This window comes from Bradyrhizobium sp. Pa8 (assembly GCF_052588265.1).
In genome coordinates, this window is sequence record NZ_CP176767.1 from 3,066,019 (window position 1) to 3,078,843 (window position 12,825).

The 12,825-nt window shown below is 65.3% G+C and carries 10 protein-coding genes; 2 read left to right on the forward strand and 8 right to left on the reverse strand.

The genetic code is table 11. From position 1 onward, the window contains the following. Positions 1 to 9: 9 nt before the first annotated feature. The gene (locus ACKWRH_RS13875) at positions 10 to 2,295 is read right to left on the reverse strand and encodes a transglycosylase domain-containing protein (RefSeq protein WP_445220998.1); all 2,286 of its coding nucleotides are present in this window, start codon (positions 2,293 to 2,295) and stop codon (positions 10 to 12) included. A 293-nt stretch (positions 2,296 to 2,588) separates the two neighbouring features. On the opposite strand from ACKWRH_RS13875, the gene ACKWRH_RS13880 reads away from it, so the two are divergent. After that, positions 2,589 to 3,104, forward strand: coding sequence for a YcgN family cysteine cluster protein (locus ACKWRH_RS13880; protein ID WP_014496718.1), 516 nt, complete (start codon positions 2,589 to 2,591; stop codon positions 3,102 to 3,104). A 155-nt stretch (positions 3,105 to 3,259) separates the two neighbouring features. Next, positions 3,260 to 4,843: an MDR family MFS transporter gene (locus ACKWRH_RS13885; RefSeq protein WP_445220999.1), complete on the forward strand. Its 1,584-nt coding sequence runs from the start codon at positions 3,260 to 3,262 to the stop codon at positions 4,841 to 4,843. A gap of 3 nt (positions 4,844 to 4,846) precedes the next feature. Here ACKWRH_RS13885 and ACKWRH_RS13890 read toward each other — a convergent pair whose 3' ends face one another. The 7 genes from ACKWRH_RS13890 to ACKWRH_RS13920 all read right to left on the reverse strand — a co-directional run bounded on the left by ACKWRH_RS13890 (position 4,847) and on the right by ACKWRH_RS13920 (position 12,785). Beyond that, positions 4,847 to 6,547, reverse strand: coding sequence for an alpha/beta hydrolase (locus ACKWRH_RS13890; RefSeq protein ID WP_445221000.1), 1,701 nt, complete (start codon positions 6,545 to 6,547; stop codon positions 4,847 to 4,849). Between the two features lie 21 nt (positions 6,548 to 6,568). Further along, positions 6,569 to 9,082 (reverse strand): GAF domain-containing protein, encoded by a 2,514-nt coding sequence (locus ACKWRH_RS13895; protein WP_445221001.1) that lies wholly within the window; start codon positions 9,080 to 9,082, stop codon positions 6,569 to 6,571. Positions 9,083 to 9,184: 102 nt separating this feature from the next. After that, on the reverse strand, positions 9,185 to 10,819 hold the full coding sequence (locus ACKWRH_RS13900) for a thiamine pyrophosphate-requiring protein (RefSeq protein WP_445221002.1): 1,635 nt from the start codon (positions 10,817 to 10,819) through the stop codon (positions 9,185 to 9,187). Positions 10,820 to 11,020: 201 nt separating this feature from the next. Next, positions 11,021 to 11,455 (reverse strand): hypothetical protein, encoded by a 435-nt coding sequence (locus ACKWRH_RS13905; protein WP_445221003.1) that lies wholly within the window; start codon positions 11,453 to 11,455, stop codon positions 11,021 to 11,023. A gap of 351 nt (positions 11,456 to 11,806) precedes the next feature. Beyond that, positions 11,807 to 11,971 carry a Flp family type IVb pilin gene (locus tag ACKWRH_RS13910; protein WP_014496710.1) on the reverse strand — a complete coding sequence of 55 codons (165 nt, stop codon included), beginning with the start codon at positions 11,969 to 11,971 and terminating at the stop codon, positions 11,807 to 11,809. A 212-nt stretch (positions 11,972 to 12,183) separates the two neighbouring features. Next, positions 12,184 to 12,363, reverse strand: a complete 180-nt coding sequence (locus ACKWRH_RS13915) for a hypothetical protein (protein WP_445221004.1) — start codon at positions 12,361 to 12,363, stop codon at positions 12,184 to 12,186. A gap of 185 nt (positions 12,364 to 12,548) precedes the next feature. After that, entirely contained in the window at positions 12,549 to 12,785 is a 237-nt protein-coding gene (locus ACKWRH_RS13920) for a hypothetical protein (RefSeq protein WP_445221005.1), read from the reverse strand. Positions 12,786 to 12,825 lie beyond the last annotated feature (40 nt).

A 12,825-nucleotide genomic window follows, 5' to 3' on the forward strand; every position in this document is an offset into this window, starting at 1 on the left:
GGGTTTCGATCAGTTCTTGCGCGGAGCGGATGCATTCGCATTCTCTTCCGCATAGTTCTGCGGGAAGGCGAGCGCGCTCGTCGACGAGGCCGGCTTGGCCGCGTTGGCGTCGTTGCTGGTTGATTTGGTCGCGGTCCTGGCGGCGTCATCGAGCAGCTTCTCGACGCGCACCAGGGCGTCGGCGCCGCGCTTGGTCAGCACGGGCGGCGGACCGGGCTTGGTCTCCAGCACCTTCGGCGCCGCATTGGCCTGCGCTGCCACCGGCTGCGGCGGCAGCTTCTGGCCCATGCCGATGCCGGGGATTTCCCGGACCTCGACACCCTGATGCGCGGCGACCATGATGTCGTGCCAGGTCTGCGCCGGCAGCGAGCCGCCGGTCATGCGGTTGGTCGGCGAATAGTCGTCATTGCCGTACCACACCGCGCAGGTGAAATTGCCGGTGTAGCCGACGAACCAGGCGTCGCGATACGCATTGGTCGTGCCGGTCTTGCCGGCGGTCGGAATGCCGTCGAGCGCGGCGCGGCGCGCGGTGCCTTCGCTGACGACGTGGCTCATCATGCCGGCCATGTCGGCGGCAACGGAGGCCGGGATCGCCTGTCGCGGCTTCGGACCGTCGCGGTCCCAGCGCCAGACCGGATCACCGGCACCGGTCCGCACCTCCAGCACCGAATGCGGCGTCACCGCCTTGCCGCGGTTGGGGAAGGTGGCGTAGGCGACGGCGTGCTCGAGCACGGTGACTTCGTCCGAGCCGATCGGCAGCGACGGCGTGTCGGGCAGCGGCGCCTTGAGGCCGAAGCGACGGGCGACCTCGACGATCTTGGCGCGGCCGAGCTTGGCCGGGTTCGGCGCTTTCGGCTGTTCCTTCTGGCCGATCGCGATCGACAGCTTGACCGGCACGACGTTGATCGAGCGCGTGATCGCCTGCGTCAGCGTCACTGAGCCGGAATAGGAATGGCCATAGTTCTGCGGACACCAATTGCCGATGCAGACCGGGCCGTCGACCACGATCGAGTTCGGCGTGAACCCGTTCAAGAGGGCCGTGGTGTAGACGTAAGGCTTGAACGAGGAGCCCGGCTGGCGGTAGGCGTCGGTGGCGCGGTTGAACTGGCTCGCACCATAGTCGCGGCCGCCGACCATGGCGCGGATGCCGCCGTCGAGATCGGAGACGACGGTCGCAGCCTGCGTCGCGTGATAGTCGCGGCCGAACTGGCGCAGCTGGTTCTCGATCGCGTCTTCCGCGGCCTTCTGCACGTTGGCGTCCATCGCGAGGCGCACCACGAAGACGCGCTCGGTGTACGACTTCGGGAAGGTGTCGACGAGCTTGCGCATCTCGTCGAAGGCGTAGTCGAGATAGTAGTTCGGCGAGGCCTCGTCGCGGCGATCGACCGCGAAGGCAGGATTCCGGCGGGCGCCGAACACCTGGCCCTCGGTCATGAAACCGGCATCGACGAGATTGTCGAGCACGACGTTGGCGCGGGCACGCGCCGCGGGCAGGTTGATGTGCGGCGCGTACTTTGTCGGCGCCTTGAACAGGCCGGCGAGCATCGCGGCTTCCGAAAGTGTCACGTCGCGCGCCGACTTGTTGAAGTAGAAATGCGCGGCGCCATCGACGCCGAAGGTGCCGCCGCCCATATAGGCGCGGTCGAGGTACAGCTTGAGGATCTCGTTCTTGGTCAGGCGCCATTCCAGCCAGACCGCGAGGAAGGCTTCGTTGACCTTGCGCTCGATGGTGCGCTCGTTGCTCAAAAACAGGTTCTTGGCGAGCTGCTGGGTAATCGAGGAGCCGCCCTGGCGGACCCCGCCGGCCTGGGCGTTGGTGACGAGCGCGCGCGCGGTGCCGGCGATGTCGATGCCGAAATGCTCGTAGAAGCGGCGGTCCTCGGTGGCGAGCGTCGCCTTGATCAGCACGTCCGGAAAGTCTTCCAGCGGGATCGAGTCGTTGTGCTTGATGCCGCGGCTGCCGATCGGGTTGCCGTAGCGGTCGAGGAAGGACACCGCCAGGTCGGACTTCTTCAGCCAGTCCTCGTCCGCGGTCTCGCGGAAGGCGGGGATGGCGAGCGTGAGCATCACGACCAGGCCGCCGAGGCCCAGCGTCGCGGCCTCGGACAGCGGCTCGATGAACACCCAGCGCTTCCACCGCCCGACATAGAAGCGGTCCATGAAGGTCGAGTAGCGCTCGTAGAGCTCGCGGATGCCCTTGGCGGAGGAGAACAGCGAGGAATCGATGCGCGCGTCGAGGTCCAGAAAGAAATTCCGGACGCGGCTCTTCCAGTTGGATGGTGTGTTCTGGACCACCTAGAACCCTTGAGGCTCGGTTCGACAGCGTTCAGGCACCCGGCCGGGCGGCACCGAGACGTCTTGAGGGAATGTTACGGCAAACCCAAGGCGCCGGTTTCGCGTCCGAGGGGACTTGCTGTTCCTTCTAGCCGAGCAGGGCCTATAAACCAATGGTCAGGCTCGCGATTTTGAACAACAGGCCTAATTGACCCCGGTTCATTACGGGCCTCAATTGGGCGTTGCTTGCAGCGTCCCGGCCGCACGCCGTAGATGGAACGAGCCGTAGCTCTTTCGAACCCTTGTTGAGACGCATGACCGCAGCTCCCAAACGACCTTCAGGCCAGGAGGGATTCTTCTGGAAAACCAAGACGTTGGAAGAGCTGTCGACGGCCGAATGGGAGAGCCTGTGCGACGGCTGCGGCCGCTGCTGCCTGAACAAGCTCGAGGACGAGGATACCGGCGATATCTATTTCACCCATGTCGGCTGCAAGCTGCTCGATGCGGGGACCTGCGGCTGCAAGGACTATCCGAATCGCTCCGCCAAGGTTCCCGACTGCGTCCGGCTGACCCCGGCCAATGTCCGCACCCTGAACTGGCTGCCGCCGAGCTGCGGCTACAAGCTGGTCGCGGAAGGGCGCGACCTCTATTGGTGGCATCCGCTGGTCTCGGGCGATCCCAACACCGTTCATGAAGCCGGCGTCTCCGTCCGCGGCCGGGTCGAGGGCAGCGAGGAGGAGATCCCGGACGAGGAGCTCGAGGACCACATCGTGCAATGGCCGGCGCAGCTGCCGAAACGGGCACGCCTGAAGCGACGTCCGAAGGACTGACCCGCCTGCGACGCCGGATCACGTCATCGCGATGACGCGGCGGCGGGATGCACCCATGCGCCGCGGTGCCTGCCTGAGAAGAACTTTCCTCTCTACATTGTCTCCATAGAACGAATCCTTCGCGGCGTTGCGCCGCCTCACGGCTTCCGATCGAGATGAACAAGTTCGACCGGCAGAGCAGTTCTGCCGACATTCAGGCGTTGCCTGACGACATTGCCGAAGAGCTGTCCCGCCTTCCCAGCGAGGTCTTGAGCGTCGACGACGCGCCCTCGCTCGCGCCGCCGGTACCGTTGTCGCAGGACGAGGTCCGGACCATCGTGATCAGCCTGATGCTGACGATGTTCCTGGCCGCGCTCGACCAGACAATCGTCGCGACCGCGCTGCCGACCATCGGGCGCCAGTTTCACGACGTCTCCAATCTCTCCTGGGTCATCACCGCCTATCTGCTCGCCTCGACCGCGGTCGCACCGGTGTTCGGGACGCTGAGCGATATCTACGGCCGCCGCGTGATGATCATCATTTCGCTCAGCCTGTTCGTCGCCGGCTCCGTGCTGTGCGCGATCGCGCCGAGCATGCCGATGCTGATCCTGGCGCGCGGCCTTCAGGGCCTCGGCGGCGGCGGCATCATGCCTGTCGTGCAGACCGTGATCTCCGACGTCGTCTCCCCGCGCGAGCGCGGCCAGTACCAGGCCTATTTCTCCAGCGTCTGGATGGTCGGCGGCATTTTGGGCCCGGTCATCGGCGGCGTGTTCGCCGAGCATCTGCACTGGTCGATGATCTTCTGGATCAATCTCCCGCTCGCGGCCGCCGCCATCGCGATGCTGCTGCCGAAGATGAAGAAGATCCCGGTGTTCCACCGCAAGCGCAAGGTCGACTGGCTCGGCGGCGTGCTGCTGATGGCCTCTGCGGTCGTCTTCATGCTGGTGCTGACCTGGGGCGGCACGCGCTATCCGTGGCTCTCGCCGACCGTGCTTGCGATGGTGGGTGGCGCCGTCGCGCTCGCGGTCACCTTCGTCTGGCACGCGCGGCGGGCTGACGAGCCGTTCCTGCCGTTGAAGCTATTGACGGGTTCGGTGGCGCCTTTCGCCATGACAGCCGGCGGCTGCGGGCTCGGTGCGATCACGGGCCTCACCGTGCAGCTGCCGCTCTATTACGAGTCGGTCTACCATCTCAGCGCCAGCGAGGCGGGGCTCGCATTGATTCCGCTCGCGGCGGTCTCGACCTGCGGCGCGGCGATCGCCGGCCGTACCATGGCGCGCGCAAAACACTACAAGCGCGTTGCCATCATCGGCACGTCCTGGGCCGCGCTGTGCGGCCTCGCCCTCACGGTCACCACCTTGCCGCTGTGGGGTCTGCTGACGCTGATGGCCGCGTTTGCGCTCGGCCTTGGCACGACCTTCCCGGTCTGCGTGGTCTCGCTGCAGAATTCGGTCGCGCGCCCGCAAGTCGGCACCATCACCGGCGCGATGAACTTCTTCCGCTCGCTGATGTCCTCGTTCACGGTCGCGGCGTTCGCGGCGATCCTGCTGATCGCGCTCGGCGCCGACGTTCCGCTGGCCGGCGAGCATCACGCCGCGGGCGCGGTCGCCATTCCCGCCGACGACATGCGGCACGCCTTCCGCTACGTCTTCGGCGCCGCCACCGCGCTGATGACCACCGCCGCGCTCTGCCTGATCATGATGGAGGAGCGGCCGCTCGCCGGCCCCTCCGTCACGCAGCAGGTAGAGATGGCGGAATAGGGGTTAGCCGCCGCGATCGGGATCGTCGTCGGCATCACCTGCGCTCGTCTTTCGCGCCTTCGCCGCAAGCTGTTCCTTGAGCTTCGCCAGCGCGTCGCCAGACCAGTCCCCGACATCTGTCACCGCAACCCAGGCATCGACGTAATGCTCGGGCGCATAGACATGGCCAAAGCCCATCGGCGTCGCGGTCGCGACCGCCATGTCGAGGGCGAGCTGCAGCATCGTCACGACAGGATACCATCGCAGCTCCGGTGACACGTCAGGCCCGCGCGGCGCATTCATCCAGTCCGGCGCCTGATAGGCGTCGCGGTAGGCGAAGAAGGTGATCGCGTCGCTGGCATATTGCAGATAGACGACGCGCATCGGGCCCCAGGGCGTATCCGGCGGCACCGTCGGCCCGTTCTGATTCATGAAGCGCACAAGGCGGCCGTCGCGGAATTCCGGCAGCCACGCCGGGGAGCCCGGATTGCGGTTATCGGTGATCGAGCGCCAGATGCGGCTCTCGAACGGCGCCCCGCTCCATAGCGCACCCGCAATTGGATCGCCGATCGTCTCGAACAGCTCCGCGGATTTCTCCGAGTTCATGGCGCCGAGGCTCAGTCCGTGCAGATACAGCTTCGGTCGCTTGTCCCTCGGCAGCGTCGTCCAGTAGCCGTAGATTTCCGCGAACAGCGCGCGCGACGCTTCCGCGCCGTATTCGGGCTGAAACAGCAGCGACAGCGGGCTGTTGAGATAGGAATACTGCATCGCGACGCTCGCGACATCGCCATGGTGGAGATATTCGACCGTATCCATCGCGGCCGGATCGATCCAGCCCGTGCCGGTCGGCGTGATGACGATCAGGATTTTGCGGTCGAAGCCGTGCTGGCGCTTGAGCTCCTCGAGCGCGACCCTGGCGCGCGCTTGCGCGGTGTCGCGGCTGCCGAGCCCGACATAGACGCGCACGGGATTCTGCGCAGGCCCTCCCGTAAGGGTGCCGATCTCGGCCGCGGTCGGGCCAGACGCAACGAATCGGCGCCCCATGCGGCCAAGCTCCTTCCACTTCACCAGTGACGCAGAACTGCCTGTTCGATCGGGGGCGGCCGGTTGTGGCCGCTCAGGCTCTTGCAAGGCGTCGAGCTCGCGGAAGGAGGAGTCGAGTGCGTTAAACGCGGTGCGGATCAGGACATTGCTGGCGATCGACCAGAACAGCAGGGCCGCGACGAGCACGCCGATCACGTTCGCGACCTTCCGTGGAACGAGGCGTCGTGTGCGCGCGGCGAGAAAGCGGGCGACAAACGCGAACAGCCGCCCCAGCGCCAGCAGCACGATGAACGTGATCAGGGCGATGGCGCAGACCTTGTGCGGATGGGCGGTCTCCACCGGCGCCATCTTCATCACGGTGCGGATCGAGTTCTGCCATTCGGCGGTGCGCCCGAGGGCGAGGATGACGACGAGCAGGCAGCCGACCGCGACAAGCGCATTCGCGATTGATCTTGCGCGCGCCGAAGGCTCGGGCAGTTCGAGATAGTGCCACAGCTGGCGCCACAGGACACCGGCGAAATAGCCGATCGCAAAGCAGCCGCCGGCGAGGGCGCCTTGCGTGAGATAGCTGCGCGGGATCAGCGTCGGCGTCAGCGCGGCCGCGAAGAACAGCGCACCCAGCGCGAGGCCGACGCCGGACAGCGACAGCAATTGTCGCCGAATGAGCCGCGCTGGATTCATGAAACCACCTCGCGAGCGATGTTATCCTCTGGTCGGGTCCGGAAAGCTGCTCTTTCGCGGCAACAGGATCGTGAACTCGGTGAACGCGCCGGGCTCCGTCGTGACGTCGATCGTGCCGCCGTGCTGCTTCACGATGATGTCGTGGCTCATCGACAGCCCGAGACCGGTACCTTCGCCGGCCGGCTTGGTCGTGAAGAACGGATTGAACATCTTCGCCTTCACGTCTTCCGGAATCCCGGTGCCGTTGTCGCGGATGCGGATCTCGATGCTGTCGCCGCGGTCGCGGGTCGCGGCGGTCACCACCGGCACGTAACCGGCGCCGCTGCCCATCTGGCGCCGGGTCACCGCATAGAAGCCGTTCGAGATCAGGTTCAAAAGCACCCGGGAAATCTCCTGCGGAAACACCTCGGCCGAACCCGCCGCCGGGTCGAGCTCGCTCTTCAGCGTCACGTCGAAGAGCGGCTTCTCGGCACGCGCGCCGTGATAGGCGAGGTTGAGGCTCTCCTCGACCAGCGCGTTGATGTCGCTCAGCCGATGCTCGCCGCCGCCCTCGCGCGAATGCAGCAGCATGTTCTTGACGATGGAATCGGCGCGCCTTCCGTGCTGCACGACCTTTCCAAGATTGTCCCTCAGCAGCCCCGTCAGCTCGTCGACCTCCGCGCGCAGATCGTCAGCGAGCGGGACGGGTGCAAGCACCTCGTTCAGTTCGTCGGTCAGCTCGGCCGAGAGCGAGGCGAAATTGTTGACGAAGTTGAGCGGGTTCTTGATCTCGTGCGCGATGCCGGCGGTGAGCTGGCCGAGCGAGGCCAGCTTTTCGGTCTGGACCAGACGGTCTTGCGCCGCGCGCAAATCGTCGAGCGATCTGGCGAGCTCCCGCGTGCGGTCCTGCACCTCGTTGAACAGGCGTGTGTTCTCGACCGCGATCACGGCCTGGTCGGCAAAGGTCTTGAGCAGGCTGATCGCCTTGTCCGGGAAAGGGCCGACCTCGCGGCGCGTCACGCCGATAGTTCCGATCGCAATGCCGTCGCGCAGCATCGGAATCACGAGGATGCTGCGATAGCCGCGGGTCCGCGCCAGCTCCCGCATGGCCTCCGTGAGGTCGGGCTCGTTCTGCATGTCGCCGCGGAAGGCGAACTCTCCGCTGGTCGCCACCCGGCTGTGAATGCCCGACGCCGCAAGCGGCGCCGGGAACGAGCTACGCAGCTCCGCGTTGCCGGCCTCGTTGTCGGTGGTGAAGGCGGCCAGATGCAGCATGCCGTTGATGACGCGGGTGACGGTTGAGGAATGTCCGCCGACCAGCGCCTTGGCACTGTCGGAGATGGCCTGGAACACCGGCGTGACGTCCGCCGGCGAGGCCGCGATCACCTTGAGGATGTCGGCGGTCGCGGTCTGTCGTTCCAGCGCTTCCCTGGTGGCGTTGAACAGGCTGACATTCTTGACCGCGATCACCGCCTGGTCGGCGAAGGTCTGCAACAGCCTTACATGATGCTCGGCGAACGCGCCGGTGGTCCGCCGCGTGGCGATGATGACGCCTTTGGCCTCGCCCTCGCTCATCAGCGGTGTGAACAGCATGCTGCGAAAGCCGCGGGCGCGCGCGATGTCGCGTGCCGCCGGCTCGAGCTCGGTATCCGGCAGCTGCGCCGATTCACCATGGGCCGTGAGCTGGTATGCCGGGAACTGCGCGAACGGCACCGGGAACGAGGCCTGGAGCACGCGGTCGCCGGCGGGATCGCCCGGCGTGAATGCCACCAGGTGCGCCGCGCCGTCGACATAGCGCAGCACCGCGGTGGAGAAGCCGCCGATCAGCCGGTTGGCGTTGGCGGCGACGGCGTCGAACACCGGCTGCACGTCGGAGGGCGAACTCGCCAGCACTTTCAAAATGTCGGCGGTCGCGGTCTGCCGTTCCAGTGATTCCCGCGTCTCGTTGAACAGGCGCGCGTTCTCGATCGCGATCGCGGCCTGGTCGGCAAAGCTCTGTTGCAGCGCCATCTCATCATCGGTGAAGGGCGCGAGGCGGTCGCGGTAGACGATCAACGCGCCGATCGCCTTGCCTTCAAGCCGGAGCGGCGAACCGGACATCGAACGCGTGCCGGCGGCGCGAACGTGAGGCATGCCGGGCCAGTCGGTGATGGCGGGATCGACATTGTCGAGATCGGGGACATGAACCTGCCGGTTCTCGGCCACGATGGTGCCGGGCATGTTGCGGCCGCCGATCTTGAGCTGGGCGAGCGGCACGCCGGCGCCGACGCGCATGGAGCTGTCGCCGACCCGGATCACCCTGGACCACCCATCGCCTTCCGCAATGTGAATGGTGGCGCTCGGCGCGCCGAACAGATGCATGGTCGCTTCCGCGATCTGTTGCAGCGAACCCTCCGCATCGCCCGATGAGTTAGCGATGGTGCGCAGGATCTCCATGCTGGCGTTCTGGCGGTCGCGCGCAATGGCAAGCTCGGCCTGCAGGCGGGCATTCTCGGCCGCTTGGGATCGCAATTGCCGTTCGAGCTCGGCGGCCTTGTCCTGGGGAGGCGCGGTCATTGATAATCCGGCTAAGCGCCGCGACGTATGCGGTACCAAGCCCGATTATCACATCTCCTGCGGCCGGAGCCAGCGCCGAGCCCCCGCCTTGGTGCAAACGGCTCACGTGCCCGGCCGCGACACCTCGGTCTCCTTGCTGGTGATGAACTCCAGCAGCACCGGCACGCCTTCCTTCGTCTTCTGGATGCCGCGCTTGATCGCGGGGATGATGTCCTCAGGCCGCGTCACCCGCTCACCATGGCCACCGAAGGCGCGCGCCATCGCGGCATAGTCGCCGGAAATGTCGGTCGAGCGATATTTCTCGGTCGAGATCGGCATCACCTTCAACTCGATCGCCATCGAGAAATTGTTCAGCAGGATCGACATGATCGGGATGCGCTCGCGCACCGCGGTCTCGAAATCCATACCGGTGAAACCGATGGCCGCGTCGCCCCAGACATTGATGCAGAGCTTGTCGGGCTTTGCGAGTTTTGCGCCCATCGCCAGCCCAAGGCCGTAGCCGAGCTGCGTCGTCTTGCCCCAGCCGAGATAGGTGAGGGGCTCGACCGCCTTCCAGAACGGCGAGAGTTGGTCGCGCGGACTGCCGGCATCATGGGTGATGATGGTGTTCTTGATGTCGACGGTGTGCTGGAGGTCCCAGAGCACGCGATATGGGCTGAGCGGCGCGTCATTGCTGGTGAGTTTCGGCATCCATTTCGCCAGCCACTCCTTGTGCGAAGCGGCGATCTCGGCCGCGACTGCAGATGCGTCGCGATCCGCCGTGACGGTCTTGCCGATCTCCTCCAGCAGCGCATCGAGGACGAGGCCGGCATCGCCGACGAGGCCGATCCTGGCTTCCACATCCTTGTTGAGATGGTTCGGATCGAGCGTGGAGTGGACGATGGTTTTGCCCTTCGGCATCGCGATGCCAAAGCTGGTCTCGGTAAAGGAACAGCCGATGCCGAAAATGACATCGGCCTCAGCGAGGAACTTTGGAACAGCGCGCGGCACCGCGAGGCCGCCCGAGCCGAGCGACAGCGGATGCGTTTCCGGGAACGATGATTTGCCCCCCAAGCTGGTGGTGACGGGAATGGCGAGACGCTCGGCGAGCCGCTTCAGTTGCGGCCAGGCCTGCGCGTAGTGCACGCCCTGGCCGGCATAGATCACGGGGCGCTTCGCGTTGACGAGCAGGTCCGCTGCCTCCTTCACATGAACAGGATCGGCGCCGTAGCGCGTGCGCAGCACGGGCGTGTAGTTCAGCGGCTCCGGCACCTCCTCGTTCCACATGTCGGCGGGGATCTCGACGATGACGGGACCGCCGCGGCCGTTCTTGAGCTTGGTGAAGGCACGGCGAAAAATGTTGGTGACCTCCGCAGCCAGGATGATCGGCTCGGACGATTTCGAAAACCCCTTCATTGCCTCGCTGGAATTGAAGTTCGGCTCGATATGCGCAAGCCTGCGCTGATAGCCCATCGGCAGCACCAGCACGGGCACGGATTCGCCATAGCATTGCGCAACGCCGCCCATCGCGTTCTCGGCGCCCGGCCCGTGCTGCATGCAGAACGCGCCGATCGAACGCCCCGACGTCACCCGCGAGATCGCATCCGCCATGTGCACCCCGACGCGCTCCTGCCGCACCATCACCGGCCGGATCTCGGCCTTGGCCGCGTGCTCGATCAGATGGTTGACCGGATAGCCGCAGAGGATCTCGATCCCCTCGCGCTTCATGATTTCCGCAATGGCGGTGCCGAGCTTCATGGCGTCTCTCTCCTCAGGCGCAGGCCGGTTGCTCCGGCCGATTGGGGAGAGAGGATCAGGAATTTGCGGGAGGGTAAAGCACGGGCGGGCGACGGTCGCGGTAGGTCAGCCATGCAGCGAGCTGCCGTAGCCCGGATAGAGCGACTTGTCCGCCGTAGCTCGAAGAGCGAAGGCGGACGCGCAATCCGGACTACAAACGTCCTACTTGCAGTTCTTGCAGATGGTCAGCTTTCGCTTCAACGCCTCATCTTCCTGATCGACCGATGACTGGCCGCCGGGGCCATTTGTATCGGGATTGGACGTGGAGTTGGACTTGGAGGCCTTTGCTGCGCGTGACCTCACAGGCGGCGTCACCTGGCTTGAGGCGTCATTGTCGTCGACGGTGCCTACGCTGAAGCCATCGTAGTCGGCGGCCGGATTCGGCATCGGCGGAGGCCCGCCGATCACAGGGGGCGAAGCCTCCCTGCCGGGTGTCGCCGGCGGAATTCTGGAAGTTTTGGCGCTCGCGCGCGGCGGCGATGCATTGGGCGGAGCAAGCGAAACCGGAGGCGCGACCGAAGTCTGTCCTCTCGCGCTGTCGTGCGACCAGGCGGCGACAAACATGAGACTGAGAGCCAAGACCGTCACGCTTCTCATCCGCATCCTTCAAATCGCTCTGGTCCAATGATTGAGCATGGCTCGTCGAACCACGCCGGGCCGAAGACTATCAGGACTCAAAAGGCCGTCAAAGCGCGGGAGCGCTAGGATGTGGTTGCTTGAAGGGCGTTGCGTAGCGTCCGGGACACGATTTTGAGTGCGTTACGGGCCACCCACCGTTATCGCGAGCGCAGCGAGGTAATCCAGAATTCCTCCGCGGGAGGACTCTGGATTGCTTCGCTATCACTCGCAATGACGAGATGGGGGAGGGAGCATGCGCCGACGGCCGCGCCGGGGTCGGCGCGTGCAGGGACGTCGCCTCAGGCCAGGGCGGCCGTTACGAGGCGGCCGTCACTTCAGCGACGAGCTGATCGAGTTGAACTTGTTGTTGAGGAGCTGGCTGCCCGTGTTGTTCACGACGGTCACGATGGCCAGCGCAATGCCGGCGGCAATCAGGCCGTATTCGATGGCGGTTGCGCCAGTCTCATCGGCAAGGAAAGACCTAAGCAAAGTCATTGCCAACTCCTCTTCATCCGATCCAATGTGTGGCAGCGTCGTTTTCTGACTGGTAAATAGATCGAATAGATTTTTCTGCGCGACGGAAGAATGAAGCCCGGGCGGCCGCGCCTCCGTCACATACGATGGCATCCATTAAATTAAGGTTCCATCGATCCATCCAAATGGATTCAAATCGACCGCCCCCCGCAAGGACGAAGCCGGTGCGTCTATCAAGGCGTGATGGTCGGGCCCGGTGCGGCCGGGAGGCGGCGCTTCAGCACGGTCGCGAGACGGTCGACGAAGTCCTTCATCGTGCCCGGCTGCGGCCGCGGCGCCGTGCTCGCCGCCTGCTCGTGATCAGGCGCGTCGTTTACGAGGCTGATGTAGTTCTTTCTGACGTCCTGCTGCACGGGGGCACGCGAACCTTGGCTCGATCGGAGCCGGAACCATGCTGCGCATAAGGGGAACCAACGGTTAATTTTGTCGCCCGTAGGAATACCCTGTCGTGCTGGACACGAGGGCGCCGATTAACGGTTTGTTGAGCCTGTTCGTCTCGGTCGGGACGGATGCCCGCCAGGGACGACAACCAAGGCGCTCATCGGCTGCGGCCGTCCGCATTCAGCGCCCGCAACATCGCGATGCGGGCGAACATCACCCAGCCGCCGCCTGTCTCGGCTGCGTTGATCAAGGTCTCGATGGCGGTCTGCCAGTGCGTCTCGTGCTGCAAGTCTTCAGGCAGCTGCATGATGTAGTCCGCCGCGTCTTGCAGCGTCAGCAGCTTGCGCTTGTGACTTACGCGAACGGGATCGTCGAACGCCGTCGACCAGGGCATGTCAGGCCGGCCGATCGGCGAGGGGAGACATCACGGCGCG